Source organism: Streptomyces cathayae (assembly GCF_029760955.1).
Taxonomy (GTDB): domain Bacteria; phylum Actinomycetota; class Actinomycetes; order Streptomycetales; family Streptomycetaceae; genus Streptomyces; species Streptomyces cathayae.
Map to the genome: position 1 here is coordinate 2,358,580 of NZ_CP121682.1, position 26,318 is coordinate 2,384,897.

Sequence of the window (26,318 nt, forward strand, 5' to 3'; positions counted from 1 at the left end):
CTCGGGCGGGACGGGTCCGTGGACCGTCGGTCCCGCGGGCGCGGTCAGCCCATTTCCTCCAGGGCCTTGCCCTTCGTCTCCTTGACGAACTTCAGGACGAACGGGATGGAGAGCGCCGCGAAGAACGTGTAGATCATGTAGGTGGTCGACAGGTTCCACTCGGCCAGCGACGGGAAGCTCGCGGTGATGGCCCAGTTGGCGATCCACTGCGCGGCGGCGGCCACGCCCAGTGCGGCGGCGCGGATCCGGTTCGGGAACATCTCGCCGAGCATGACCCAGACGACCACACCCCACGACAGGGCGAAGAAGAGCACGAACATGTGGGCGGCGACCAGCGCGACCCAGCCCTGGGTGGCGGGCAGCTTGCCGTCGACGAGGTCGAAGGAGAACGCCCAGGCCTCCAGCGCGAGGCCGATCACCATGCCGGAGGAGCCGATGATCGCGAGCGGCCTGCGGCCGATGCGGTCGACGAAGATCATCGCGATGACGGTGCCGACGATGTTGATGATCGACGTGGTGAAGGAGTAGAAGAACGAGTCCGCCGGGTCGACGCCGACCGACTGCCACAGCGTCGCCGAGTAGTAGAACGCGACGTTGATGCCGACGAACTGCTGGAAGACCGACAGGCCGATCCCGACCCAGACGATCGGCTTGAAGAAGAAGCTGCCGCCGAGGAGGTCCTTGAAGCGGGACTTCTCCTCGCTGTGCATCGCCGTCTCGATCTCGCGGACGCGGGTGTCCAGGTCGACGTTCTTGCCCTCGACCTCTTCGAGGATCTTCCGGGCGCGCTCGTGCTTGCCGACCGAGATCAGGTAGCGGGGGGACTCGGGGATGGCGAAGGAGAGCAGTCCGTACAGCACGGCCGGGACGACCATGACGCCGAGCATCAGCTGCCATGCCTCCAGGCCCAGCAGCTTGCCGCGCTGGTCGCCGCCGGCGGCGTTCAGGATGCCCCAGTTGACCAGCTGCGACACGGCGATGCCGACGACGATCGCGGCCTGCTGGAAGGAGCCGAGCCGGCCGCGGTAGGCGGGCGGGGCGACCTCGGCGATGTAGGCCGGGCCGATCACCGAGGCCATACCGATGGCGACACCGCCGACGATCCGCCAGAAGGCGAGGTCGTAGAGGGAGAAGGGAACGGCGGAACCGATGGCGCTGACGGTGAACAGGACCGCGGCGATCTGCATGACCCGGATGCGGCCGACACGGTCGGCTATGCGGCCGGCGGTCGCGGCACCGATGGCACAGCCGATCAGCGCGACGGCGATGACCTGGGCGAGCGTGGCCGAGCCGATGTCGTAGCGGTCCCGGATGGCCTCGACGGCGCCGTTGATCACGGAGCTGTCGTAACCGAAGAGGAAGCCGCCCATGGCAGCTGCCGCTGTGATGAAGATGACGTGCCCGAGATGCTCGGGGTGAGCCGTCCCGGCTCCTGACGTCTGTGCCTGCGCTGGGCTGGTCACGTGTAACTCCTCGGGCCACCGGCAACATCACCGGATGGGGGGTCAGCCCTTCGAGGTCCACCTGAAGGTACCTGAAGGTAAAAGCAACATGGCGAAGACTATGCGTTCAAGTTCTGAAGTCAACAGAGGGCTATGAAACAGATGCCGACAGATTCACGTGAAGCTGGCTTCAAGAGTCGAAGGTACGCACGCGGGACGCAGATGGACGATCATGAATGCGTACAGGGTGCGCCGGCCTGGCGGAGGCGCTGGCTGATGACCTTGGAGACGCCGTCGCCCTGCATGGAGACGCCGTAGAGCGCGTCGGCGACCTCCATCGTGCGCTTCTGGTGGGTGATCACGATCAGCTGCGATGCCTCCTGCAGTTCCCGCATGAGGCCGATCAGCCGTTGGAGGTTGGTGTCGTCGAGAGCGGCCTCGACCTCGTCCATGACGTAGAACGGACTCGGCCGCGCCTTGAAGATCGACACCAGCAGCGCCACGGCGGTCAGGGACCGCTCACCGCCCGAGAGCAGCGACAGCCGTTTGACCTTCTTGCCCGGCGGACGCGCCTCGACGTCCACGCCCGTGGTGAGCATGTTGTCGGGGTCGGTCAGCACCAGCCGCCCCTCACCGCCCGGGAACAGCCGGGAGAAGACGCCCTCGAACTCCCGGGCCGTGTCCCGGTAGGCCTCGCTGAAGACCTGCTCGACGCGCTCGTCGACCTCCTTGACGACCTGGAGCAGATCCGCGCGGGTCTTCTTCAGGTCCTCCAGCTGCTCGCCGAGGAACTGGTGGCGTTCCTCCAGTGCCGAGAACTCCTCCAGCGCGAGCGGGTTCACCTTGCCGAGCTGCTGGTAGGCTCGCTCGGCGGCCTTCAACCGCTTCTCCTGCTCCGCCCGTACGAAGGGGCGAGGCGCGTTGCGCGGGTGCTCGGGGTCGTCCGGGAGGTCCTCCCCGGCGGCGGGGGGCGAGGGCGGCACCAGTCGGTGCGGTCCGTACTCCGCCACCAGCCCGGCCGGTTCGACACCCAGTTCCTCCAACGCCTTGGTCTCCAGCTGCTCCACCCGCAGCCGCTTCTCGGCGCCGAGTACCTCGCCCCGGTGAACTGAATCCGTCAACTTGTCGAGTTCCGCCTTGAGATCGCGTCCCTCGGTGCGTGCCCGGGCGAGCTCCTGCTCGCTGCGGGCCTTCGCGGCCTCGGCGGCGGTGCGCTCCTCCTCGGCGCGCGCGAGGGACACCTCGACGTGCGCGAGCAACTGCCGGGCGCCGCCCGCGACGGCCTCGGCGACGGCTGCCTCGTGCCGCAGCCGGGCCCGCCGCTGCTCGACGCGCGCGCGTGCCTCGCGTTCCGCGCGGGCGGCCCGGTCGAGGGAGTCGGCCCGCCCCGCGAGCCCCTTGACCCGCTCCTCGTGCGTACGCACCTGGAGCCGGGCCTCCATCTCGGTCTGGCGGGCGTTGGCCCCGTCGGCGGCGAGCCGGTCCCGCACGGAGGAGTCGGGCTCCTCTCCCTCCCCGAAGGGGACGCTCTCCTCGGCGACGGCGAGCCGTTCGGCGAGTTCCTCCACATCGGTGAGCGCCTTGTCCAGGGAGTCCTGCGCCCTGGCGGCCGCGGCGGCGGAGCGCTCGGCCTCCCCGGCCGCACCCCGTGCCTGCCCGGCGAGCCGGCCCAGTTGCTGGGCGACGGAGGACTTCTCCCGGTCGGCGGCCCGGCGCCGCTCCCCCAGCTCCTCGACGAGGGCCGCGCACCGGCCGCGCTCCTCGGCCGCCGTGTGCTGGGCCAAGGTCAGCTCCTCGCACCGCACGCCGAGCTCTTCCAGCTCGGCTGCGGCCTCGTCCACGGAGGCCCGCACCTCGAGCAGGCTCGGGGCTCCCGCCGAGCCGCCGTGCGCGAAGTGCGCGCCCAGCAGGTCCCCCTCGGCGGTCACGGCGGTCAGCTCGGGCCGCGCGTGCACCAGTTCCTCGGCGTCCTCCAGGGTGCCGACGACGACGACGTCCCGCAGCAACCGGCGCACGGCGGGCAGGAGTTCGGCGGGTCCGCGCACCAGGTCGGCGGCGTACGGGGGGCGGTCGGGAGCATCTGCGCGCTGCTCGTGCGGTGCGTCCGCGGGCTGCTCGTGCGGTGCGTCGGAGAGCGGCTCGTGCGGTGCGTCGGCGGGTGCTTCTCGCGGTCCGTCGTCGAAGGCGCCGGTGAGCAGCAGGGTGGCGCGGCCCGCTTCCTGTTTGCGCAGCAGGCGGATCGCGTCGGCGGCGGTGGCGGGGCCGGTGACGGCGAGGGCGTCGGCGGCGGCCCCGAGGGCGGCGGCGAGGGCGGCCTCGTGACCCGGGGGCACGGTGAGCAGTTCGGCGGCGGGGCCGAGCAGTCCGGCGAGCCGGTCCCGCGCCGCGAGCAGCGCGCCGGTGCCGTCCTTGCGGCGCAGGCCGAGAGCGAGGGCATCGTGGCGGGCCCGGGTCGCGGCGCGCTCGCGTTCGACGGCGGTGACCGCCTCGCGGGCGGCGGTGAGGGCGGCCTCGGCCCCGGCGAGCCGCTGTGCGGCCTCCGTGTGCCGTCCGGCGAGTTCCGCGTCGCCGGCGTCGAGGCCGTCGACCTCGGCCTGCAGGGCCTCGTACTCCTCCTGGGCGGCGACGGCCCGTTCCTGGGCCTCGTCGCGGGCCGCGGCCAGGCGCTCGATCTCGGCCTGGGCCGCCGCGGCACGCGAACGGGCCGCGCCCACCTGGCCCGTGAGCCGGGCGAGCCCCTCGCGCCGGTCGGCGAGGGCACGTGCGGCGTCCTTCAGCCGCCGTTCCTCCAGGGCGAGCTCGCGTTCCAGCTCGGCGCGGTGCGCGACCGTGTTCTCCAGGGCGTGTTCGGCGGCCTCGAGGGCGGCCTCCAGCTCGGCCTCCTGCTCGCGGACGCGGGCGGCCTCACGCTCCATATCCTCCGGGTCGCGTCCGCGGCGCTCCTCGGGCGGCGCGGAGGTGGCGCTCTTCACCCGTGCTTCGGCCAGCGAGACGGTGCCGCGCACCCGTTCGGCGAGCTGGGAGAGCTCGTACCAGGTCTGCTGGGCGCCGTGCAGACGCGGAGTGAGCCGGCGCACCTCGTCCTCGAGGGCCGCCTCCCGCTGGAGCGCCGTGCGCAGTTCCTGCTCGGCGGCGCCCTTGCGCTCCTTGAGGGTGGCCTCGTCGGCGATCTCCGCCGCGACCGCGTCGCGCAGCCGCACGAGGTCGTCGGCGAGGAGGCGCAGGCGGACGTCGCGCAGGTCGGCCTGGATGACGGCGGCCCTTCTGGCGACCGCGGCCTGTCGGCCGAGGGGCTTGAGCTGGCGGCGCAGTTCGTCGGTGAGGTCCTGTACGCGCGCGAGGTTGGCCTGCATCGCGTCCAGCTTGCGCAGCGCCTTCTCCTTGCGCTTGCGGTGTTTGAGGACACCGGCCGCCTCCTCGATGAAGGCGCGGCGGCCCATCGGGTCGGCGTGCAGCACGGAGTCCAGTTGGCCCTGACCGACGATGACGTGCATCTCCCGGCCGATGCCGGAGTCGGAGAGCAGTTCCTGGATGTCGAGGAGGCGGCAGGTGTCGCCGTTGATCTGGTACTCGCTGCCGCCGTTGCGGAACATGATCCGCGTGATGGTGACCTCGGCGTACTCGATGGGAAGGGCCCCGTCGGCGTTGTCGATGGTCAGCGACACCTCGGCGCGGCCGAGCGGCGGGCGGCCGGTGGTGCCGGCGAAGATGACGTCCTCCATCTTGCCGCCGCGCAGCGACTTGGCACCCTGCTCTCCCATGACCCAGCTGAGCGCGTCCACGACATTGGACTTGCCCGAGCCGTTGGGACCGACGACGCACGTGATGCCCGGTTCGAACCGGAGCGTGGTCGCCGAGGCGAAGGACTTGAAGCCTCGGAGGGTCAGGGCCTTGAGATGCACGTGGCCGGACTTTACCTGTCCGGGATGTCCCACTCCATGAACCGGCGGTTTCACAGGTGAACGCGCAGGGCACACCAAACGTTAAAGACGGTGAAAGGATGCGCGAGTCAAGGAACCGGGGGGAACCGGGCGGCGCAGGGGGTGCCAGGGGGACGCAGGCAGGGGGCGGCAAGAAAGAAGGGACGCCGGGGCGTCCCTTGCACTTCTGACGACGTGGCGGTGGTGACGGGCGAACCGACCGCTGCCCTGCCGGGGTGGAGCGGTACAGCGATCAGGTCAGCGCAGGCTCCGCCTGGTGTGCGTCAACGCTCTCCATGATCCTGTCCTGAGAAGCGGCAGCCGCGAGCTCGTCGTTCTCCGCCTGGATCCGTACGAGTTCGGATTCCAGGTCCTGGACGCGCCGCTGAAGCCGTCGCATCTCGGCGAGGAGTCGAGGGTCGGAGCCGCCGACGTAACCGAGAAGCGCCTTTGCCATGATGGATGGTCCTCCACAATGCGTGACCGACCTGTGCGGTGTGGGTCGTGAGGGATGAGCACCCGCGATGCTTGGCAGACCTGGAGTTGTGCTGCCGTTCAGCCATGCCAAACAGCTAAGGTGCGCGGGGCTTTCAGCGTCTCACCAAAAAGTTTGACGGTCAACACGATCACGCCCCGTATCGGCGGATGGCCGAGCGTGCACGGCCGTCGGGCGAGGGCGGCGCTTCTCGTGCCGACCCTCGGGGCGTGGTGGACCGGATGCGCGGGGAAGCCTCCCACGACGGGGGGTTCTTGGCAATCACCAGGAGCTTTCCGCGCTTTCGGACCGACCGGGACGCGCTCCCCGGGTCCCCGGGGATCCGGGAGCACGGCGGGATCAGCGGATGGCGAAGCCCTCGTAGCCGCCACGGGGTGTGTCCCATATCTCGGTGACCCCGTCCACATGCCCGGGCGTGTCGCCGTCCTGGAGCCAGTCGAGCAGGCCCTCGCAGCGTTCCCGGGAGCCCTCCGCGACCACTTGGACCCTCCCGTCCCCCAAATTGAGAGCAAAGCCACTCAGGCCGCCGATCTCCAGCGCCTTGGCCCGGGTGAACCAGCGGAAACCCACACCTTGGACCCTCCCCCGCACCCAGGCGACCAGTCGCACATCCTCACTCATGACTGCAACCTAACCGGACAATGTCACTCGGGGCACTCCCTCCCCTTGCGCCATGCGGTACCGTCCCGATCGAACGAATCTCATATGAAACTCACTCGATCGTGTGAGTTTCGTGTTGATCGCGAGGACGAGTCGACCGCAAGGATCAGGAAGGCCAGGACATGGGACGCCACCGACGCTCCGACGCCGGCCGCGCCGCCACGGGCCGCGCCGCCACAGAGGTCACTCAGCACGACGGCCGCTACGACGAGAGCCACGGCCCGCTGAGCGCACACGCGGCGGACGCCCCGACGATGGGTATCGCCCCCTACCTGAATCCGGAGGCGTACGCCGAGACGTCCGCGAGGAGCGAGGCCTACCTCTTCGCGACGGAGGACGGCCTCGGCGACGGTTACCCCGCCGGCGACTTCGCGCAGGACGGCTTCGCACAGAACGACTTCGCTCAGGGCGACTTCGCTCAGGACGGCTTCGCGCAGAACGACTTCGCGCAGAACGACTTCGCTCAGGACGGCTTCGCGCAGGGCGACCACTCCGGAACCGCTTTCCGGGCACACCACGGGAACGACCACCCCGGCGGCTTCCCGGCCGGTCCCGACCGCTCCATGGCCGCCGCCGAGACGGCTGTCTTCGCGAGCGACGGCCTCCCGCCCAGGGACGCCCCGCGGGGCGGTTTCCCCGACGACGGCTTCACGCCCGGCGGGGGCGAGCGGCACTCGGGCGGCTCGGGCGGGCGGCGCCGGAAGAAGAAGGCCGCGACGCCGGTGCGCACCGGACTGCTCGGGGTCTCCGCCGCGGTGGCCCTCGGCACGGTCGCGGTGGCCACGGGCGCGGTGCCGGGCCTCGAGAACTACAAGCTCGGCGGCGACAGCTCCCCCGGCGAGACGGTGGAGGCCGCGGGCACCCCGACCAACACGCCCGGCGAGCAGGGCGGCACCTCGGGCAGCCTCGAGAGCCAGAGCCGTGAGGCCGGCGCCCCCGCCAGCCGCGACGGCGAGCGCTCCACCTCGCCGAAGCCCTCTCCGTCGGCCCCCTCGGCCGAGCAGTCGAAGACGCCGGAGACGAAGGCGCCGGAGAAGGCGCCGGAGAAGCAGAAGCCGGCGGTGACGCCGAGCGAGAAGACCGAGACGACGACACCGCCCCGCAAGACCGTCCCGGAGCCGGAGAAGCCGGCGCCGAGCAGCCCGGTGGACATCTCCGAGGAGGCCGCCGTAGGAGCCCAGGTGCTCCAGCTGGTCAACCAGGAGCGGGCCAAGGTGGGCTGCAGCCCGGTCGCCGCGAACAGTGCGCTGACGGGTCTGGCCGCGGCGTTCAGCCAGGACATGGCCGAGCGCAACTTCTTCGACCACACCGACCCCGACGGCGACACCCCGTGGGACAGGGCGAAGGCCGCCGGGATAGCCGACCTCGGCGGGGAGAACATCGCCCGTGGCCAGGCGACCGCCGCGGCCGTGATGGAAGCCTGGATGGACAGCCCCGGCCACAAGGCGAACATACTGAACTGCGACTTCAAGACGCTGGGCGTGGGCGTGCACTTCGGGCAGGGCGGCCCGTGGTGGACCCAGAACTTCGGCTACTAGCCGGACATCGGCGGTACGCACCGCGTGTGGCGTGGACGGCGGTCCGGGGCTTCCCGGGCCGCCGTCCGTGTTTCTCGGTGCCCCTTGGCACGTCTCGGCACTAACTTCCGGTGAGCGCATTCTGCTGGTAAGCGCTGCGCTGAAGTACGCTGACCGTATGACGACCACGCGGCGGTACCCGGGGGATCCGGAGGATCCGGGTCTTCCCTACAACGCGTTCGCCAAGGAGTGCCCCTCACGCGGCACGCTGGAGCATGTGACGGGGCGCTGGGGCGCGCTGACGCTCGGGGCGCTGTCCGGGGGTTCGCTGCGCTTCAACGAGCTGCGCCGCCGCGTCGGCGGGGTGAGCGAGAAGATGCTGTCCCAGACGCTGCACGCGCTGGAACGCGACGGCCTGGTGCACCGCGAGGCGCAGCCGACCAACCCGCCCCGGGTGGACTACGAACTCACCCCGCTGGGCCACGAGGCCGCGCGGCGCGTGCTGTCCCTCATCCACTTCCTGGAGGACAGCATGGACGACGTGCTCCTGGCGCGGGAGAGTTACGACGCGCGCGGAGCCCGCTGACACCTCGGGCAGAAGTAGCTGGACCGGTTCATCCAGGGCCGCCGGCGTATCGGCGTACCGCAGCGACGGCAGGGCAGCTCCTCCCGCCCGTAGGCGTCGAGGGACCGGTCGAAGTAGCCCGACTCGCCGTTGACGTCGACGTAGAGGCTGTCGAAGCTGGTGCCGCCCACCGCGAGGGCGGCGTTCATCACGTCCCGCACATGGTCCAGGAGGAGCTGGGAGCGCGGGCGGGTGAAGGTCTCCGTCGGGCGCTCGTAGTGGACGCGGGCCCGCCACAGCGCCTCGTCCGCGTAGATGTTGCCGACGCCGCTGATCAGTGACTGGTCCAGCAGGGCCCGCTTGACTGTGGTGCGCTTGCGGCGCAGTGCCCGGTGGAAGGCGTCGTCGTCGAAGAGCGGGTCGAGCGGGTCGCGGGCGATGTGCGCGATGACGTCGGGCAGGCCCTCGGAAGTGTTCTCGTGCAACGACAGCCCGCCGAAGGTGCGTTGGTCGACGAAGCGGAGCTCGGTGTCCAGGGCGTCCGTGAAGCGGACCCGGACCCGCAGATGCTTCTCGTCCACCGCCGTGTGCGGCTGGACCAGCAGCTGGCCGCTCATGCCGAGGTGGGCCAGGACGGACTGGTCCGTGCCCTCCAGGGGCAGCCACAGGTACTTGCCGCGGCGGCTGGGGACACCGACACGACGGCCCTTCAGACGGTGTGTGAAGTCCTCGGCGCCGGCGACGTGGCGGCGTACCGCACGCGGGTGCAGCACCTCGGCCTCGGCGACGGTCCGGTGGGCGACCCACCGCTCCAGTCCCCGCCGTACGACCTCGACCTCGGGCAGCTCGGGCATCGTTCCCCCTCCGAGGATCGGTCCACGAGTGCGACCCGAGCGCCCGCCCCCGGCGGGGTGGGTACTCGGGTCGCGCTCGGCGTGTGTGGCGTCAGGCGGAGGCCGACGGTGCGCCGGCGGCCGGTTCGGCATCCGCGTCGACGGCGACGTCGGCGGCGACGTCAGCAGCCGGCTCGTCCGTCTCGGCCTTGGCCGCCGCCGCAGCGGTGCGCTCGTCGGCCGCGGTCCGGATGGACCGCCAGGCGGACTCGGCGGCCTGCTGCTCCGCTTCCTTCTTGCTGCGGCCGGTGCCGGTGCCGTACGAGACGCCTCCGACGCGGGCGGCAGCAGTGAAGGTCTTCTCATGGTCGGGGCCGGTCTCCGTGACCAGGTACTCGGGCACGCCGAGCCCTTCGGTCGCGGTGAGCTCCTGGAGGCTGGTCTTCCAGTCCAGGCCGGCACCGAGGTTCGAGGACTTCTCGATCAGCGGGTCGAACAGGCGGTGCACCAGTTCGGAGGCCGCCTCGAGGCCCTGGTCGAGATAGACCGCGCCGATCACCGCTTCGAGGGTGTCGGCGAGGATGGACGCCTTGTCCCGGCCACCTGTGCCCTCTTCACCGCGGCCGAGCCGGATGAAGGAACCGAGATCGAGCCCGCGGCCCACCTCCGCCAGCGCACGCGAGTTGACCACCGCGGCCCGCAACTTGGCCAGCTGGCCCTCGGGCAGGTCGGGGTGGGTGCGGTACAGCGTGTCCGTGACGACGAGGCCGAGCACGGAGTCCCCGAGGAACTCCAGCCGCTCGTTCGTCGGCAGACCGCCGTTCTCGTACGCGTAGGAACGGTGGGTCAGCGCACGCACCAGAAGGGCGGTCTCGAGCCGGTAGCCGAGCCGCCCTTCCAGAAGCGTGTGGGACGAGGCCTGGTTGTTGTCCGCCGATTCGCTCCCGCTCACACGGGACGACTGCTTCTTGGGCGTGGACACAGTGCCTCTCACCAGCCGCTCAGACCTCGAGGACCTGGCGCTTGTTGTAAGTGCCGCAAGACGGGCACGCGATGTGCTGCTGCTTGGGCTCGTGGCAGCGCTCGCACGCAACCAGGGTGGGGACCGCAGCCTTCCACTGCGACCGGCGGTGGCGCGTGTTGCTGCGCGACATCTTCCGCTTCGGAACAGCCACGGCTACTTCTCCTGCTTCTCGGCGGCGTCCGCAGGTCCTGGCCCGTCGCCGCTCATCTCGTCCTTCTCGCCATCTTCGAGTGAACCGGCGAGTCCCTGCAGTGCCGCCCAACGGATGTCGACGGCGTCATGGTGGTGGTCCGGGTCGTCCGCGAGCCGGGCTCCGCATGCGGAACACAGGCCGGGGCAGTCGTCCTGGCACACCGGCTGCATCGGCAGTGCGAGCACCACCGCGTCACGCAGCACGGTCTCGAGGTCGAACATGCCGTCCTCGAGGAAGAACCTGTCCTCGTCGTCCTCGGCGTCGTCGCCCGGCTCCGCAGTCACACGGCCCCGGTCGTCGGCGTCAGGGTACGAGAACATCTCCTGGAAATCCGCCACGAGCTCCAGCTCGAGCGGCTCCAGACACCTTACGCACTCCCCCTCGGCCGTCGCACGGGCGGTGCCCGTGACGAGCACCCCTTCCATGACCGACTCGAGCCGGAGCTCGAGCTCCACCGGGGCGCCTTCCGGCACTCCGACGACTCCCTGGATACCGAGGTCCCTGGGCGCCTCGACCGTGCGGGTCAGCCGCTGCAGCGCGCCCGGCCTCCGTCCCAGCTCGTGCGTGTCGAACACGAGGGGATTGCGGTGGTCGAGGCGGGCGTTCAGAGCCATTCCTGCTTTCGATCTTCGAGCTTGGGGGAACGCCGACCCGTGAAGTTCGCGGGCAGCGCGGATCGCGGATGTCCACACGACCGAGGAGCCAGGATACTGGACCTTCGGCTCTCCGCCCAATCCGGTGCCGCGACGGCCGGCGACGGGCCGGTCAGCCGTTGCCGCGGCCCTGCTCGTAGGCCCGCAGCTGTTCGGCACTGATCATGCTGGTGTCGAAGAGGCTGGTCTCGTCGAGGGTGCCCGGGGTCTGCTCCTGCGGGACGTAGCCCTGCTGGGCCTGGCCGGGGTCGTACGCCGGCTGCTGCGGGGCCTCGTAGCCCTGGTAGGCGGCGTACGGGTCCTGCTGGGCGGCCTGCTGCTGGTAGCCGTACGGGTCCTGCCCGCCACCGTACTGCTGCTGGTAGCCGCCGTACGGGTCGGGCTGCTGGTAGCCGTACGGGTCGGACTGCTGGGCGTAGTCCTGCTGCTGCGGGTCCCGCAGGGGGGCCTGCGGAGCCTCCTGCGGCGGCTGCGGGGCCCGCTGGGCCGGGAGGTCCGGCATGGCCGCGAGGTCGGCGAGGTAGTCGGCGTCGCTGGAGTGCTGGATCGTGGTGGGGTCCTCGGCGAGGGCACCGAGGTCGTCACTGGCGATCCGGCCGTGCAGGGTCTGACGGCCCCGGCCCACCGCCTCCAGGGTCTTGGCGAGGACCGCCTCGAAGGCACCGAGCTTGACGTCGACGTACTCGTCGGCGCTGCGGCGCAGGGTCTCCGGGTCGTGGCTGCGCTCGGGGGCGTCGTCATCCTCGTAGCCCTGCTCGTCGAGGCCGGGCCCGGTGCCGAGCAGCTTCTCGCGGCCGCGGCCGACGGAGCCGAGTGTCTTGGTGAGGACGACCTCGAAGTTGGCGAGCTTGGAGTCGACGTAGTCGTCGGCCTCCGCCCGGACCTCCTCGGCCTCCTTGCGGGCCTCGTCGAGGATCCGGTCGGCCTCGGACTGGGAGCGGCGGGCGACCTCCGTGCCGGAGATCAGGGAGCCGCGCTCGGCGTGCGCGCCCTCGATGATCCGCTCGGCCTCCTGGCGGGCCTGCTCGACCATCTGCTCGCGGTCGCCGATGAGTTCCCGGGCCTGGGCCAGGGAGTCGGGCAGCGCCGCGCGCACCTCTTCGAGCATCGAGAGCAGTTCTGCGCGGTTGATCACGCACGAGGCCGACATGGGCATCGACCGGGCACCGGAGACCGCGGCGACGATCTCGTCCAGTTTCTTCTGCACGTCCACCGTGTGCTCGCCACTCTCTACAGCTGTGTTGGAGACGGACGCAACGACTGTACGGCCCTGGGCCGGGCGGGGAACACCGGCCGTCGGATTGCCGGGGTCCCCGAGGCCGCGGCGGCGCTCAGTCCCTGCGCAGCCGCTCGGAGAGGGCGGAGAGGACTTCCGGGGGCACCAGGTGCGAGACGTCACCGCCCCAGGTGGCGACCTCCTTGACCAGGGAGGACGACAGGAAGCTGTAGGTGGGATTGGTGGGGATGAAGAGGGTCTCCACACCCGAGAGGCCGTTGTTCATCTGGGCCATCTGCAGCTCGTAGTCGAAGTCGCTGACCGCGCGCAGGCCCTTGACGATCGCGGGGATCTCACGCTGCTTGCAGAAGTCGACGAGGAGGCCGTGGAAGGCTTCGACCCGTACGTTCCCGTACTCGGCGGTGACCCGGCCGATCAGGTCGATCCGTTCCTCGACCTCGAACAGGCCCTTCTTGGACTGGTTGATCATCACCGCGACGTAGACCTCGTCGTAGAGGCTGGAGGCGCGGCCGATGATGTCGAGATGTCCATTGGTGATCGGGTCGAACGACCCGGGGCATACGGCGCGGCGCACTGGCGCTCCCTCGCTCTCCGGTCCGGTCATCGTGCGGCTTCGCACGTAGAGGCGGCGCGACCGTACCAAAACGTTCCCTCGCCGTAGCGACGGGCCCGGATCGCGTCGAAACCGGGCGGCCACCCGAACTCACCGCCTCTGGTGCTGCGCTCCACGGTGACGACGGCTTCCTCCGCGAGCCACCCCCCGGAGCGGAGTGTGAGCAGGATCTCGCGGAGATCGTCGTCGGAGACGTTGTACGGGGGGTCGAGGAAGACGAGGTCGTACGGCCCGGCCGCCGGCGGGGGTGTGCGGACGATCTGTTCCGCTTTGCCCGGTCTGATGTCGGCGCCGGGCAGTCCCAGCGCCCTGATGTTGTCCCGGACCGTGCGGACGGCCCTGGCGTCGGCCTCGACGAGGAGGGTGTGCCCCGCTCCCCGGGACAGGGCCTCCAGGCCCACGGCGCCGGAACCGGCGTACAGGTCGAGGACGCGCTCGCCGTCCAGCGGGCCGCCGAGGAGGGCCTGCCAGGTGGAGAACAGGCCTTCGCGTGCACGGTCGGAGGTGGGTCGGGTGCCGTTGCCCGGCGGTACGCCCAGGCGGCGCCCGCCGGCCCGGCCGGCGATCACGCGGGTCATGTCCTGGTCCTCGTCACTTGTCGGTGCGCTCGGGATGTGGGTCGGTGCGTTCGGGGTGCCTTCCCATCCGTGGCCGGATACCGCGGGCCCGAAGGGGGTTCCAGTCTGTCAGCCCTTCTCCAGGTACTGCTCCCGCTCGTCGTCCAGCAGGGCGGCCAGGGCCGTGCGCAGCCCCGGCAGGCGCTCCAGGTCGGGGTCGGCCGCGACGACCGCGGCCGCCTCCTCGCGGGCCTCGGCGATGATCTCCTCGTCCTCGATGACGGCGAGCATGCGCAGGCTGGAGCGGGTGCCGGACTGGGCCTGGCCCAGGACGTCGCCCTCGCGGCGCTGCTCGAGATCGATGCGGGAGAGCTCGAAGCCGTCCAGGGTGGCGGCGACCGCGACCAGCCGCTGCCGGGCCGGGCTCGCCTCGGGCATCTCGGTGACCAGCAGGCAGAGGCCGGGGGCCGAGCCGCGCCCGACCCGGCCGCGCAGCTGGTGGAGCTGGGAGACACCGAAGCGGTCCGCGTCCATGATCACCATCGCGGTCGCGTTGGGGACGTTGACCCCGACCTCGATGACGGTGGTGGCGACCAGGACGTCGGTCTCGCCCGCGGCGAAGCGGCGCATGACGGCGTCCTTGTCGTCGGGCTGCATCCTGCCGTGCAGGACCTCCACCCGGAGGCCCCGCAGCGGGCCCTTCGCCAGGTGGTCGGCGACGTCGAGGACGGCGAGCGGCGGACGCTTCTCGGCGTCGGCCTCCCCCGCGGCCGCCGGGGACTTCCTCTTCCCGGCCTTCGGGTCGTCCTCCTCGTCGCCGATGCGCGGGCAGACCACGTACGCCTGGTGGCCGCCCTCGGCCTCCTCGCGCACCCGCTCCCAGGCGCGGGCCAGGAAGTGGGGCTTGTCGGCGGCGGGGACGACATGGCTGGCGATGGGCGAGCGGCCGGCCGGGAGCTGGTCGAGGACGGAGGTCTCCAGATCGCCGAAGACGGTCATCGCGACCGTGCGCGGGATGGGGGTGGCGGTCATGACGAGCAGGTGCGGGGGCTGCTTGCCCTTGCCGCGCAGGGCGTCGCGCTGTTCCACGCCGAACCGGTGCTGCTCGTCGACGACCACCAGGCCCAGGTCGTGGAACTGGACCTTGTCCTCGATCAGCGCATGGGTGCCGATCACCAGGCCGGCCTCGCCGGTGGCCAGGTCGAGCAGGGCCTGGCGGCGGGCCGCCGCGCCCATGGAGCCGGTGAGCAGCACCACCTTGGTGGCGTTCTCCGCCCCGCCCAGCATTCCTCCCTCGGCCAGCTCGCCCATCATCTCGGTGACCGACCGGTGGTGCTGCTGGGCGAGCACCTCGGTGGGCGCGAGCATGGCCGCCTGCCCCCCGGCGTCGACGACGGCGAGCATGGCGCGCAGGGCGACCAGGGTCTTTCCGCTGCCCACCTCGCCCTGGAGCAGCCGGTGCATCGGGTGCTCCGTCGCCAGGTCGTCGAAGATCTCCTTCGAGACCTTCTGCTGGCCCTCGGTGAGCGTGAAGGGCAGGCGGTCGTCGAACGCCGTGAGCAGGCCGTCCGGCCTCGGTCTGCGGGCGACGGCGGGAAGCAGGGCGTCGGCATGGCGGCGGCGGGCGAGGGCGACCTGGAGGACGAAGGCCTCGTCCCATTTGAGGCGGGCGCGGGCCTCCTCGATGTCGGCCCTGGTCTGCGGACGGTGGATCTTCAGCAGGGCCTCGGGCAGCGGGACCATGCCGCGCCCCTCGCGCAGTGCGCCGGGGAGGGGGTCCACGGCGTCCCGGGCGCCGGGCAGGACGGTCTGGAGCGCCTTGCCGATCTTCCAGGACTCCAGCTTGGCGGTGGCGGGGTAGATCGGGATCAGCGCGCCGGCCCAGGTCTCCACGCTCTCCTCCGCACCACCGTGCAGCAACTCATAAGCGGGGTGGGCGAGTTGGAGACGGCGGTTGAAGACGGAGACCCTGCCGGCGAACATCGCGCGGGTGCCCGGCAGGAGCTCCTTGTGCGGTTTGTGGACGCCGTTGCCGAAGAAGACCAGTTGGAGCCGGCCGCTGCCGTCCGTGATGGTGACCTCCAGGCGCTGGCCCTTGCCGCGCGGGGCCTTGGAGGAGGCGAAGGTGTGCAGGCGGGCGTCGGCGACCTGGGCGACCACGGTGACGTGCTCGTCCATGGGGAGGTCGGCGAGGTGCGTGAGCTGGCCGCGCTCCTCGTACCTGCGGGGATAGTGGTGGAGGAGGTCGCCGACCGTGTGCAGGCCGAGGTGCTCGGCCATCACCTTCGCGGTGGGAGGGCCGAGCACCGACTTCAGCGGCTGTTCCAGTGGTTCTCGCAGTGCGGGCACGAGATCCATTGCACACCAAGGCGCTGACAAAGCGGGAACGCGGGAGCCGAGACACTCCTGGCCGTCTCGGGAAATCCCTGGTCAAGGAAGTCACCGGGGCTTCGGGTCGACGTGCCCCGGCACGCGCCGGGCATGCGGGCCGGTCCACGGCGGCCGCGCTCACGACGACGGGAGGGACCCGGTGTTCACTCCACGCCGATGAGGAGCAGGGCGCCCTGCCTGCCGCCGTGGTAGAGCACCGTGTCGACGGCCAGGTGGTTCTCACGGACCCGGGCCTCCAGGTGGGCGGCGAGGGCCTGGGGGGTCTCGTCGCCGAGGACCAGGGTGACCATCTCTCCGCCCGCGGCGAGCATCCGGTCCAGGACGGCCGCGGCGGTGGCCGTGACATCGTCGCCGATCACGGCCACATCACCCTCGATGAGGCCGAGGACGTCGCCGGCCTGGCAGATGCCGGCCATGGTCCAGGACTGCCGTTCGGCGACGGTGACCTCGGCGTACCGGGTCGCGCCGGCCGCCGAGGTCATCTCCACCACGTCCTCGTCGAAGCGGCGCTCCGGCTCGTGCACCGCGAGCGCCGCGATGCCCTGGACCGCGGAACGGGTCGGGATGAGCGCCACCCGGAGCCCTTCGGCGCGGGCCTGTTCGGCCGCCGCGGCGGCGGTGTGACGCAGCTCCTCGTCGTTGGGCAGCAGCACCACCTCACGCGCGTGCGCCCGCCGCACGGCCTCGACGAGCTCACCGCTGGCCGGCGGCTCACCGGGCCGGGCGAGCACCGTGGTCGCACCGGCCTCGGTGTACAGGCCGGCCAGCCCCTCTCCGGGCACCACGGCCACCACGGCCCGCTGGGCGCGTTCCTGGAGCGGACGCCCGGCACCGGGGGCGTGTGCGTCACCGGCGCCGAAGTGCGTGATCCGGATACGATGCGGACGCCCGGCCTCGACCCCCGCCTCCACGGCGGCTCCGGCGTCGTCGACATGGACGTGGACGTTCCACAGCCCGTCGCCGCCGACGACGACGAGCGAGTCCCCGAGACCGTCGAGCCGCTGCCGCAGCCGCTCCACGGCCGCGTCCGAGGCCTCCAGGAGGTAGATCACCTCGAAGGCGGGCCCGACGGGCCCCGTCGCGCCCTCACCGTCGGCGCACTCCGCGGACCCTGCGGACGGGCCGTGCTCCTCGCGCGCCCGGCGCACGGGACCGGGCGCCGGGCTTCTCGGTGTCTCCCCCGTGAACGTCTCCACCAGCGCTCCGAGCACCGCCACCAGTCCCCGGCCGCCCGCGTCCACCACTCCCGCCTGCCGGAGCACGGCCAGCTGGCCCGGTGTCGCGGCGAGGGCCGCGCCGGCTCCCTCGTAGGCCGCCCGCGCGACCGCCCCGCAGTCGCCCTCCGTGCCGTCGGCCGCGTCGGCGGCGGCCGCGGCGACGGTGAGCACGGTGCCCTCGACGGGGTGGGCCACGGCCTGACGCGCGGAGTCGGCCGCGGTGCGCAGGGCCTGCCGCAGCCCCCGGCCGTCGGCGTGGGCCTCCGTCTCGTCCCCGGCCAGCACCTGTGCCATCCCCCGCAGCAGCTGCGCCAGGATCGTCCCGGAGTTGCCGCGGGCACCGATCAGCGCACCGTGTGCCATCGCCCGTGCCGCGTCGGCCAGCGTGGGCCCCTGGGTCCCGTCGTGGCCTTCGCCGTCATGAGCCCTGTCGATCCGCTCGGCCGCGTGCCCCGCGAACACCGCCTCGACCGCCGTGGCGGCGGACTCGACCGTCAGATAGAGATTCGTACCGGTGTCGCCGTCCGCCACGGGGTAGACATTGATCGCGTCGATCTCCTCACGCGCCCGGCCGAGGGCGTCGAGCGCGAGTCCGCACCAGGCACGCACCGCGAGAGCATCGAAGAATGTCTGCGGCACCTGCGCCACCTGCGCCTCCCTGAGCTGCCGGCCGTGGCTCGCAGCGTAGACCTTGGGGTGCCGGGTGGCGGAAGCGGGCCGGGACGGGCCCCTGAGCTGGCATGGTAGTTTCGTTCTGCTGGTGCAGCCGTTGTATGCTGCTCCGGTTGCCCGATCCGAATCGGGCCTCTCCCTGGCAAAGCCACTCAGATTCCCAAGGGCTCCTGGAGCCCCGGCATCCTGATCCCGGCCGTGCCGGGATCAACCGTAAGTGCATCTGAAGTCTTTGGAGTGACCCGTGGCTGCCAACTGCGACGTCTGCGGCAAGGGGCCGGGCTTCGGCAACAACATCTCGCACTCGCACCGCCGTACGCCCCGTCGCTGGAACCCGAACATCCAGCGCGTGCGTACCGTGGTGGGCGGGACGCCGAAGCGCGTGAACGCTTGCACCTCGTGCATCAAGGCCGGCAAGGTCTCGCGCTGACGCTCTCACTGAGCGCGCGGCCACAGCTGGTCCACCGCACTGAGCCGGTCCACCTTGGGTGGACCGGCTTTTTGCCGTGCCCGTACGCACGCCTGCCGCACGTACATCTGCCGCACGCACACCTACAGGTCGCACGCCTGCCGGCCGGACGCCCTCAGCTCCCGTCGGACCGCGTCAGCGCCCATCCGTGATCCACCGGCCCGATTCCGCCACCCAGCGCGAATCCGGCCGCGATCGCCCCCGTGACGTACTCCTTGGCGGCCGTCACCGCCGCCGGCACCGGCCTGCCCTGTGCCAGGTGTGCGGCGATCGCCGAGGCCAGCGTGCAGCCCGTGCCGTGGGTGTGCCGGTTGTCGTACCTCGGGGCGCGCAGCCAGTGCTCCTGCGAACCGTCCGTCAGCAGGTCGACGGCCTCGCCCATGTCCCCGGCGAGGTGACCGCCCTTGATCACGACCCAGCGCGGCCCGAACTCCAGCAGCGCCTCCGCGGCCCGGCGGAAGTCCTGTTCCGACTCCACCCGCACACCGGTGAGTTGCGCCACTTCGTCCAGGTTCGGCGTGGCCACGGTGGCGACCGGCAGCAGTCTCGTCCGTACGGAGTCCAGTGCGGAGGGCGCCAGCAGCGCGTCCCCGTGCTTGGAGACTCCGACCGGGTCGACGACCACCGGCGCCCGGGTCCCGGAGAGCAGGTCGGCCACCGCGTCGACGAGTTCGGCGGAGGCCAGCATGCCGGTCTTGACCGCCTGGACGCCGATGTCGTCGACGACGCTGCGGTACTGGGCCCGTACCGCCTCCACCGGCAGCGGCCAGGCGCCCTGTACCCCCAGGGAGTTCTGCGCGGTCACCGCGGTGACCACGCTCATGCCGTGCGTGCCCAGCGCGAGCATCGTCTTCAGGTCGGCCTGGATTCCCGCGCCCCCGCCGGAGTCCGAGCCGGCCACGGTCAGCACCCTCGGTGGAGCCGTCCCGGCGCTCATGACTCGATACCCCCGAAGTGGTCCCAGCCGGCCTGAGCGGTCCAGGGGGCCCCGTCGACCGTCACCTGGGGCAGCGCCGAGAGGTTGAGCACCTCGCCTATCACCTTCCAGCGGGCGGGCAGTTTCACGTCCGGCGGGAAGGTGGCCACGATCGCGTGGTCCTCTCCCCCGGTCAGCACCCACTGCATGGGGTCGACACCGACGGCCTGACCGATGTCGTTCATCTGGGAGGGGATGTCGATCGCCCCGGAACGGATGTCGATGCGCACCTTGCTGGCCTCGGCGATGTGCCCGAGGTCGGCGATCAGCCCGTCGCTCACGTCGCACATCGCCGTCGCGCCCAGCCCCGCGGCCGCCGGGCCCGCGTGGTAGGGCGGTTCGGGGCGGCGGTGCGCCTCGACGAAGGCGCGCGGCGAGCGGAAGCCGCGCGAGAGCACCGCGTGCCCGGCCGCGGACCAGCCGAGCCAGCCGGTCACCGCGACGAGGTCGCCGGGCCGTGCGCCGCCCCGGGTCACCGCCTCCTGGTTGCGCAGGTCACCGAGCGCGGTGATCGACACCATGATCGTGTCACCGCGGACGACGTCTCCGCCGACCACCGCGGCGCCCGCGACCTGGCACTCGTCGCGCAGGCCGTCCATCAGCTCCGAGGGCCAGGTCACCGGCAGTTCCGCGGGGACGACCAGGCCGAGCAGCAGCGCGGTCGGTACGGCGCCCATGGCGGCGATGTCGGCGAGGTTCTGGGCGGCGGCCTTGCGGCCGACGTCGTAGGCCGTGGACCAGTCGCGGCGGAAGTGGCGGCCCTCCAGCAGGATGTCGGTGCTGGCCACGACCCTGCGGTCGGGTGCGGCGACCACCGCGGCGTCGTCGCCGGGGCCGACCCGGACCGCCGGTGTGGTGGTGAGACGGGAGGTGAGCTCCCTGATGAGCCCGAACTCCCCGAGCTCACCAACAGTGCCCTTCATTTCCCCAGCTCCCCTTCTTTCCCTGTCCGTTCCCGGTTCCGTTCCTGGTTCCGTTCCCGGTCGCGAGGCGTCTGTGTCCTCGCTGCGGTCGAAGCGACCGTCGGCTTCCGCCCGGTCCGGGCCCCGGCGCGCGGAGTCCGGGTCCCGCAGGTCTCCCCGCGAAGAGCGGCGACGCGATACCGTGGCGTTCCTTTTCCCCACATGATCCTCGTGGCCGCTCTGGAGGTTTCGTGGTACAGGCGTACATCCTGATCCAGACGGAGGTCGGCAAGGCGTCGACCGTCGCCGATCTGATCGGCAAGATCCCTGGAGTCATCCAGGCCGAGGACGTGACCGGACCCTATGACGTCATCGTGCGCGCCCAGGCCGACACCGTCGACGACCTGGGACGCATGGTGGTCGCGAAAGTCCAGCAGGTGGACGGCATCACCCGTACTCTGACCTGCCCGGTCGTCCATCTGTAGCCCCCGTCTACCCTGTGCCGGTGAGTTCCTTCCGTCACCGTCACGCAGTCCTGTCCGCACTCGCCGCCACCGTGCTGGTCACCACCGCGGGCTGTTCCTCGGCAGACGACAGCGCGTCGACGGCGGTTCCCAGCCCGGACGCGAAGACCACCGGGCTGTGCCGGAACCTGGACGAGGCCCTGCCGGCGACGGTGGACGGTGAGGATCGCGACGATCCCGAACCCGCGTCCGAACTGACCGCGGGCTGGGGCGGCGTGGCGATCATACTGCGGTGCGGTGTCGGGCAGCCGCCGAAGATGATCGACCCCAAGGTGGCGAACGGCAACGACCCGGGCGCGATGGCGGGGGGCGTGGACGGCGTCGACTGGCTGATGGAACAGCAGGACGACGAGACGTACCGCTTCACGACCGCCAACCGAGAGGCCTACGTCGAGGTGCGGGTGACCGACGGACGGGACAGCACGGGCGTACTGATCGACCTCGCCCCGGCCGTCAAGAAGGCGATCCCCGAGGGGATCGCCTCTTAGGGCCTGCCGTCGCCTTCCCGGGTGCCGGCCGGGGCTCAGCGCAGTCCGGTCGGGCGGCGGAGCGCCGCCTGCACCAGCCGGTCCACCAGCTCCGGGTACTCGACACCGGTGGCCTGCCACATCTTCGGGTACATCGAGATGGGTGTGAAGCCGGGCATCGTGTTGATCTCGTTGATCACGAACTCGCCGTCCTCGGTGAGGAAGAAGTCCGCGCGCACCAGTCCCTCGCAGCCGGCCGCCTCGAACGCCTCCACCGCCAGCCTGCGCACCTCGGCCGTCTCCTCCTCGGTCAGCGGTGCGGGCACCAGGCCGGGCGTGGAGTCGATGTACTTGGCCTCGAAGTCGTAGTAGGCGTGTGCGTCGGGCGGCGGGATCTCGGCGGGGACCGAGGCACGCGGGCCGTCCTCGAACTCCAGTACGCCGCACTCGATCTCACGGCCGCGCAGGGCCGCCTCCACCAGGATCTTCGGGTCGTGCCGCTGGGCCTCGGCGATCGCCTCGTCCAGGCCGGAGAGGTCGTCGACCTTGGTGATGCCGATCGAGGAGCCCGCCCGTGCGGGCTTCACGAACAACGGCCAGCCGTGCTCACCGGCGAAGTCGATGATCTGCTTGCGGGCGGCGGACTCGTCGCGCTCCCATGCGCGCGGCCGGATCACCACGTACGGGCCGACCTTCAGCCCGAAGGAGGTGAACACCCGCTTCATGTACTCCTTGTCCTGGCCGACGGCCGAGGCCAGCACCCCGGAGCCCACGTAGGGGACGCCGGAGAGCTCCAGGAGACCCTGCAGGGTGCCGTCCTCCCCGTAGGGGCCGTGCAGCACCGGGAAGACGACGTCGACCTCGCCGAGTGCCTTGGGCACCGAACCGGGCTCGCTGTAGACGACTTCACGGTTGCCGGGATCGAGGGGGAGCAGCACCGCGCCCTCGGTCGAGTCGGCGAGCTGGTCCACGCTGGGCTGCCGACGGTCGACGATGGCCATGCGGTCCGGCTCGTCGGCGGTGAGCGCCCACCGGCCGTCCTGGGTGATGCCGATCGGCAGGACCTCGTACTTGGTCCGGTCGATGGCCTTGAGGACGGCGCCGGCGGTGACCACGGAGATCCCGTGCTCGGAGCTGCGCCCGCCGAACACAACGGCCACACGCGGCTTGCGCGGCGGCTGCTCGGGGCTCTGGGGAAGGTTCTCGGTGCTCATATGGCGATGAGAGTACCCGGTGGTACAGCCACGTTGAAGCGCCCGTGACGTGGCAAACGGAGGGTCGCCCGCGCTGCCGTCGCGCCGCGGTCGCACGGACGCCGCTCCTGGTCGCTCAACGTCGCTCGGGTTTCGCGCTGCGCGACATCAGCTCCTTGACGGCGACCACCGGCGACTTGCCCTCGTGCACGATGCTGACGACCGTCTCGGTGAGCGGCATGTCGACGCCGTGCCGGCGGGCCAGGTCCAGCACCGACTCGCAGGACTTGACGCCCTCGGCGGTCTGCTTGGTGACCGCGACGGTCTCCTCGAGGGTCATGCCCTTGCCGAGGTTGGTGCCGAAGGTGTGGTTGCGCGAGAGTGGTGAGGAGCAGGTGGCCACCAGGTCGCCCAGGCCGGCGAGTCCGGCGAAGGTCAGCGGGTCCGCGCCGAGCGCCACACCGAGCCGGGTGGTCTCGGCGAGCCCGCGGGTGATGAGCGAGCCCTTGGCGTTGTCGCCGAGCCCCATGCCGTCCGCGATGCCGACGGCCAGCCCGATCACGTTCTTCACCGCGCCGCCCAGTTCGCAGCCGACGACGTCGGTGTTGGTGTACGGGCGGAAGTACGGCGTGTGGCAGGCGGCCTGGAGCCGCTGGGCCACGGCCTCGTCGGTGCAGGCGACGACGGCGGCAGCCGGCATCCGGGCGGCGATCTCCCGGGCGAGGTTGGGTCCGGTGACCACGGCGATCCGGTCGGCGCCGGCTCCGGCGACCTGCTCGATCACCTCGCTCATCCGCATGGCGGAGCCGAGTTCGACGCCCTTCATCAGCGACACCAGGACCGTGTCCGGGGCGAGCAGCGGTTTCCACCCGGCGAGGTTGCCGCGCAGCGTCTGCGAGGGGACCGCGAGGACGGTGAAGTCGGCGTCGCGGGCGGCGTCGGCGGCGTCGGTGGTGGCCCGCAGGTTCTCCGGGAGTTCGACTCCGGGCAGGTAGTCGGGGTTGGTGCGGGTGGAGTTGACCGCTTCCACGAGTTCGGGGCGCCGTGCCCACAGCACGACGTCGCATCCCGCGTCGGCGAGCACCATGCCGAAGGCCGTGCCCCACGATCCGGTACCGAAGACGGCGGCCTTGACCGGTTTGCTCACGTGCCCAACCCCTCTTCCCGCGCGGCGGCCCGTTCGCCGGGCCTGCGCTCCTCCTGCCGCCGGTCCTCCGGCGATCCGTGCTCAGGCGATCCCTGCTCCGGCAACCCGTGCTCCGGCGCCCCCTCCCGTCGCCTCGGCCGGGTCTGGGCCCGGGTCTTGCGGCCCTGCTCCGAGCGCTCGCGGCGCGGGTCGTAGGGCACCTCGGGGGCCTTCTCCCCGCGGATCTCCTCCAGCAGCCGGGTCACCGCCGCCATGATGACCTCGGTTGCCTCCTTGAGCAGTTCCGGGGTCATCTCCCGGTCGTAGAAGCGGTCCAGGTCCACGGGCGGTCCGGCCAGCACCCGGTGGGTCTTGCGCGGGAAGAAGCGGGGCCTGCCGGCGTACGGCGGCAGCACCTCGTTGGCGCCCCACTGCGCGACCGGGACGACGGGGCACTTGGTCTGCAGGGCCACTCGCGCGGCACCGGTCTTGCCGGTCATGGGCCAGCCGTGCGGGTCACGGGTGAGGGTGCCCTCGGGATAGAAGGCGACGCACTCGCCGCGCTCCACGGCGTCGATCGCGGCCCGGAAGGCGCTGAGCGCGTCCGTGCTTTCCCGGTAGACGGGAATCTGCCCGGTGCCCCGCATCGCGGCACCGACGAATCCCTTACTGAAAAGCCCGCTCTTCGCCAGGAAGCGCGGAACGCGACCGGTGTTGTATTGAAAGTGCCCATAAGCGAAGGGGTCGATGTGCGAATTGTGGTTCACCGCGGTGATAAATCCGCCCTCGGCCGGAATGTTCTCCATTCCGCGCCAGTCCCGCTTGAGCAGAACCACCAGCGGTGGTTTACAGAGAACCGCGGCGAAGCGGTACCAAAAGCCGATTCTGCGGCGCGGCACAGGGACACCTTCCTCTAAGTCCTGGAACCGGGGGCCAGGCGGGCCGCACAAGTGTCGCCCCGGGCCGCCGGTCTGTCGAGAACACCGTACGCCCCGCCCCCCTGGCCACCGGGTGCCACGGGGGACAATGGCGACGACAAGAGAGGGACGTAACACGCGTGCAGTGGACCCTGGTGGTACCCCTGAAACCACTGGCCGAGGCCAAGAGCAGGCTCGCGGACACCGCGGACGACGCGGTGCGTCCGGGGCTGGCCCTGGCCTTCGCGCAGGACACGGTCGCGGCCGCGCTGTCCTGCCGCGCCGTGCGCGACGTGGTGGTCGTCACGGGCGACGCCCTGGCCGGCCGCGAGCTGGCCGCGCTCGGGGCCCACATCGTCTCCGACGAACCGGGCGGCGGCCTGAACGCGGCACTCGCGCACGCGGCCGTCGCCGCACGGGCCCTCCGGGGCGCGGGGCCCGTGGCGGCCCTCAACGCCGATCTCCCGGCGCTGCGCCCGGCCGAACTGGCCCGCGTCCTCGAGAGGGCCGCCGTATTCCCGCGCGCGTTCCTCTCCGATGCCGCGGCCGTCGGCACCACGCTGCTCTCCGCGGCACCGGACGAGGAATTGCGTCCTTCCTTCGGCCCCGGCTCCCGGGCCCGGCACCGGGCGTTCGGAGCCGTGGAACTCCACCTCGACGCGGTGGATTCCGTACGGCAGGACGTGGACACGGGCGACGATCTGCGGGCGGCGCTGGCGCTGGGCGTGGGGCCCCGCACGACGGCCGCCGTCGCGCGGCTGCTGATCGCGGAGCAGTAGGCTGCCGACATGCAGGCGACCGCGTACACCTACGACCCCGAAAGCCGCAGCGGCCAGGTGCTGCTGGACGACGGCACACCGGTGCCCTTCGACGCGCGGGCTTTCGACGCCGGGGGCCTGAGGCTGCTGCGCCCCGGGCAGCGGGTGCGCGTCGAGACCCAGGGCGAGGGCGAGGCCCGGCGGATCACGCTGGTGACGCTGCACACGTTCTGACTCGCCGCGGCGCACGTTCTGACCTGCCGCGGCGCGCGGCGGGGACGCCGGGCACACCGCGGGCCGGGCTCCGTGACGGAGTCCGGCCCGGCGCGTGAGTACCGTTCGGCCGCCGTTACTTCTTGCGGGCGGTGGTCTTCTTGGCGGTGGTCTTGCGGGCGGTCGACTTCTTCGCGGGCGCCTTGGTGGCCGTGGCCTTCTTCGCCGGGGCCTTCTTGGCGGTCGTCTTCTTCGCCGCGGCGGTCTTGGCGGCCGGCGCGGCCTGCTTGGCGGTGGTCTTCTTCGCCGCGGTGGTCTTGGCGGTGGTCTTCTTCGCCGTCGTCTTCTTGGTGACGGCCTTCTTCGCGGCGGCCGACTTCGCGGTCTTCTTGGCCGCGGCCTTCTTCACCGTCGCCGAAGCCCCGCCGGACAGGCTGCCCTTGGGCGCCTTCTTGACGGCGACCTCGCCCCCGCGCGGAAGCTTCTTCGAGCCGCTCACCAGGTCCTTGAACCCCTGTCCCGCGCGAAAGCGCGGCACCGACGTCTTCTTGACCCGGACCCGCTCGCCGGTCTGGGGGTTGCGGGCGTAGCGGGCCGGACGGTCGACCTTCTCGAACGAACCGAAACCGGTGACGGAGACCCGGTCCCCCGCGACCACGGCGCGGACGATGGCATCGAGGACCGCGTCGACGGCGTCGGCGGCCTGCTGTCGACCGCCCATCTTGTCGGCAATCGCTTCTACGAGCTGCGCCTTGTTCACGTCTTCCCCTTCGGAGACATCGC

Annotated in this window: 26 protein-coding genes; 7 read left to right on the forward strand and 19 right to left on the reverse strand. The window is 71.5% G+C overall.

Annotated features, from left to right (window positions below; translation table 11 throughout):
• Positions 1 to 44 precede the first annotated feature (44 nt).
• The 4 genes from PYS65_RS10535 to PYS65_RS10550 all read right to left on the reverse strand — a co-directional run bounded on the left by PYS65_RS10535 (position 45) and on the right by PYS65_RS10550 (position 6,479).
• Entirely contained in the window at positions 45 to 1,463 is a 1,419-nt protein-coding gene (locus PYS65_RS10535) for a sugar porter family MFS transporter (protein WP_279333672.1), read from the reverse strand.
• Between the two features lie 209 nt (positions 1,464 to 1,672).
• A complete protein-coding gene (smc, locus tag PYS65_RS10540; RefSeq protein ID WP_279333673.1) occupies positions 1,673 to 5,344 on the reverse strand; it encodes a chromosome segregation protein SMC in 3,672 nt (1,223 codons plus the stop codon).
• Between the two features lie 271 nt (positions 5,345 to 5,615).
• Positions 5,616 to 5,819, reverse strand: a complete 204-nt coding sequence (locus PYS65_RS10545; RefSeq protein WP_279333674.1) for a hypothetical protein — start codon at positions 5,817 to 5,819, stop codon at positions 5,616 to 5,618.
• A gap of 378 nt (positions 5,820 to 6,197) precedes the next feature.
• Positions 6,198 to 6,479, reverse strand: coding sequence for an acylphosphatase (locus PYS65_RS10550; protein WP_279333675.1), 282 nt, complete (start codon positions 6,477 to 6,479; stop codon positions 6,198 to 6,200).
• A gap of 161 nt (positions 6,480 to 6,640) precedes the next feature.
• On the opposite strand from PYS65_RS10550, the gene PYS65_RS10555 reads away from it, so the two are divergent.
• Together PYS65_RS10555 and PYS65_RS10560 are read left to right on the forward strand one after the other, a co-directional pair.
• A complete protein-coding gene (locus tag PYS65_RS10555; RefSeq protein ID WP_279333676.1) occupies positions 6,641 to 8,056 on the forward strand; it encodes a CAP domain-containing protein in 1,416 nt (471 codons plus the stop codon).
• A 157-nt stretch (positions 8,057 to 8,213) separates the two neighbouring features.
• On the forward strand, positions 8,214 to 8,621 hold the full coding sequence (locus PYS65_RS10560) for a winged helix-turn-helix transcriptional regulator (protein WP_279333677.1): 408 nt from the start codon (positions 8,214 to 8,216) through the stop codon (positions 8,619 to 8,621).
• On the opposite strand, the gene mutM is transcribed toward PYS65_RS10560, so the two are convergent.
• The 9 genes from mutM to PYS65_RS10605 form a co-directional block, all read right to left on the reverse strand.
• The gene (gene mutM, locus PYS65_RS10565; RefSeq protein ID WP_279333678.1) at positions 8,597 to 9,454 is read right to left on the reverse strand and encodes a bifunctional DNA-formamidopyrimidine glycosylase/DNA-(apurinic or apyrimidinic site) lyase; all 858 of its coding nucleotides are present in this window, start codon (positions 9,452 to 9,454) and stop codon (positions 8,597 to 8,599) included. The two genes, PYS65_RS10560 and mutM, sit on opposite strands and share 25 nt — an antisense overlap.
• A 91-nt stretch (positions 9,455 to 9,545) precedes the next feature.
• Positions 9,546 to 10,427, reverse strand: coding sequence for a ribonuclease III (gene rnc / locus PYS65_RS10570; RefSeq protein WP_279333681.1), 882 nt, complete (start codon positions 10,425 to 10,427; stop codon positions 9,546 to 9,548).
• Between the two features lie 7 nt (positions 10,428 to 10,434).
• Positions 10,435 to 10,608: a 50S ribosomal protein L32 gene (gene rpmF, locus PYS65_RS10575; RefSeq protein WP_003951102.1), complete on the reverse strand. Its 174-nt coding sequence runs from the start codon at positions 10,606 to 10,608 to the stop codon at positions 10,435 to 10,437.
• A 2-nt stretch (positions 10,609 to 10,610) separates the two neighbouring features.
• Positions 10,611 to 11,264 carry a YceD family protein gene (locus PYS65_RS10580; protein WP_279333682.1) on the reverse strand — a complete coding sequence of 218 codons (654 nt, stop codon included), beginning with the start codon at positions 11,262 to 11,264 and terminating at the stop codon, positions 10,611 to 10,613.
• 151 nt (positions 11,265 to 11,415) lie between these two features.
• The gene (locus tag PYS65_RS10585) at positions 11,416 to 12,516 is read right to left on the reverse strand and encodes a cell division initiation protein (RefSeq protein ID WP_279333683.1); all 1,101 of its coding nucleotides are present in this window, start codon (positions 12,514 to 12,516) and stop codon (positions 11,416 to 11,418) included.
• A 118-nt stretch (positions 12,517 to 12,634) separates the two neighbouring features.
• Entirely contained in the window at positions 12,635 to 13,114 is a 480-nt protein-coding gene (coaD, locus tag PYS65_RS10590; protein WP_279333684.1) for a pantetheine-phosphate adenylyltransferase, read from the reverse strand.
• Between the two features lie 26 nt (positions 13,115 to 13,140).
• The gene (rsmD, locus tag PYS65_RS10595) at positions 13,141 to 13,731 is read right to left on the reverse strand and encodes a 16S rRNA (guanine(966)-N(2))-methyltransferase RsmD (protein ID WP_279333686.1); all 591 of its coding nucleotides are present in this window, start codon (positions 13,729 to 13,731) and stop codon (positions 13,141 to 13,143) included.
• 108 nt (positions 13,732 to 13,839) lie between these two features.
• A complete protein-coding gene (gene recG / locus PYS65_RS10600; protein WP_279333687.1) occupies positions 13,840 to 16,068 on the reverse strand; it encodes an ATP-dependent DNA helicase RecG in 2,229 nt (742 codons plus the stop codon).
• A 176-nt stretch (positions 16,069 to 16,244) separates the two neighbouring features.
• Positions 16,245 to 17,966, reverse strand: coding sequence for a DAK2 domain-containing protein (locus tag PYS65_RS10605; protein WP_279333688.1), 1,722 nt, complete (start codon positions 17,964 to 17,966; stop codon positions 16,245 to 16,247).
• A gap of 268 nt (positions 17,967 to 18,234) precedes the next feature.
• Here PYS65_RS10605 and rpmB point away from each other — a divergent pair, with 268 nt between their 5' ends.
• The gene (rpmB, locus tag PYS65_RS10610) at positions 18,235 to 18,420 is read left to right on the forward strand and encodes a 50S ribosomal protein L28 (RefSeq protein ID WP_004924906.1); all 186 of its coding nucleotides are present in this window, start codon (positions 18,235 to 18,237) and stop codon (positions 18,418 to 18,420) included.
• A gap of 154 nt (positions 18,421 to 18,574) precedes the next feature.
• On the opposite strand, the gene thiD is transcribed toward rpmB, so the two are convergent.
• The gene (thiD, locus tag PYS65_RS10615; protein WP_279333689.1) at positions 18,575 to 19,396 is read right to left on the reverse strand and encodes a bifunctional hydroxymethylpyrimidine kinase/phosphomethylpyrimidine kinase; all 822 of its coding nucleotides are present in this window, start codon (positions 19,394 to 19,396) and stop codon (positions 18,575 to 18,577) included.
• Positions 19,393 to 20,358 carry a thiamine-phosphate kinase gene (locus PYS65_RS10620; RefSeq protein WP_279333690.1) on the reverse strand — a complete coding sequence of 322 codons (966 nt, stop codon included), beginning with the start codon at positions 20,356 to 20,358 and terminating at the stop codon, positions 19,393 to 19,395. Before PYS65_RS10620 ends, thiD begins: the two co-directional genes overlap by 4 nt.
• Before the next feature lie 230 nt (positions 20,359 to 20,588).
• Here PYS65_RS10620 and PYS65_RS10625 point away from each other — a divergent pair, with 230 nt between their 5' ends.
• Both PYS65_RS10625 and PYS65_RS10630 read left to right on the forward strand, forming a co-directional pair.
• Positions 20,589 to 20,822 carry an Lrp/AsnC family transcriptional regulator gene (locus tag PYS65_RS10625; RefSeq protein WP_052579718.1) on the forward strand — a complete coding sequence of 78 codons (234 nt, stop codon included), beginning with the start codon at positions 20,589 to 20,591 and terminating at the stop codon, positions 20,820 to 20,822.
• A 20-nt stretch (positions 20,823 to 20,842) separates the two neighbouring features.
• Positions 20,843 to 21,349, forward strand: coding sequence for a DUF3515 domain-containing protein (locus PYS65_RS10630; protein WP_279333691.1), 507 nt, complete (start codon positions 20,843 to 20,845; stop codon positions 21,347 to 21,349).
• A gap of 35 nt (positions 21,350 to 21,384) precedes the next feature.
• Here PYS65_RS10630 and PYS65_RS10635 read toward each other — a convergent pair whose 3' ends face one another.
• From PYS65_RS10635 to PYS65_RS10645, 3 genes are all read right to left on the reverse strand, one after another.
• A complete protein-coding gene (locus PYS65_RS10635) occupies positions 21,385 to 22,542 on the reverse strand; it encodes a D-alanine--D-alanine ligase family protein (protein ID WP_279333692.1) in 1,158 nt (385 codons plus the stop codon).
• Between the two features lie 115 nt (positions 22,543 to 22,657).
• A complete protein-coding gene (locus tag PYS65_RS10640) occupies positions 22,658 to 23,668 on the reverse strand; it encodes an NAD(P)H-dependent glycerol-3-phosphate dehydrogenase (RefSeq protein WP_279333693.1) in 1,011 nt (336 codons plus the stop codon).
• On the reverse strand, positions 23,665 to 24,546 hold the full coding sequence (locus tag PYS65_RS10645; protein ID WP_279333694.1) for a lysophospholipid acyltransferase family protein: 882 nt from the start codon (positions 24,544 to 24,546) through the stop codon (positions 23,665 to 23,667). The genes PYS65_RS10640 and PYS65_RS10645 overlap by 4 nt, the downstream gene beginning before the upstream one ends.
• Positions 24,547 to 24,704: 158 nt before the next feature.
• Here PYS65_RS10645 and cofC point away from each other — a divergent pair, with 158 nt between their 5' ends.
• Together cofC and PYS65_RS10655 are read left to right on the forward strand one after the other, a co-directional pair.
• Positions 24,705 to 25,343 (forward strand): 2-phospho-L-lactate guanylyltransferase, encoded by a 639-nt coding sequence (gene cofC / locus PYS65_RS10650; protein WP_279333695.1) that lies wholly within the window; start codon positions 24,705 to 24,707, stop codon positions 25,341 to 25,343.
• A gap of 9 nt (positions 25,344 to 25,352) precedes the next feature.
• Positions 25,353 to 25,556, forward strand: coding sequence for a hypothetical protein (locus PYS65_RS10655; RefSeq protein ID WP_202276163.1), 204 nt, complete (start codon positions 25,353 to 25,355; stop codon positions 25,554 to 25,556).
• A gap of 115 nt (positions 25,557 to 25,671) precedes the next feature.
• Here PYS65_RS10655 and PYS65_RS10660 read toward each other — a convergent pair whose 3' ends face one another.
• On the reverse strand, positions 25,672 to 26,295 hold the full coding sequence (locus PYS65_RS10660; protein ID WP_279333696.1) for an HU family DNA-binding protein: 624 nt from the start codon (positions 26,293 to 26,295) through the stop codon (positions 25,672 to 25,674).
• Positions 26,296 to 26,318 lie beyond the last annotated feature (23 nt).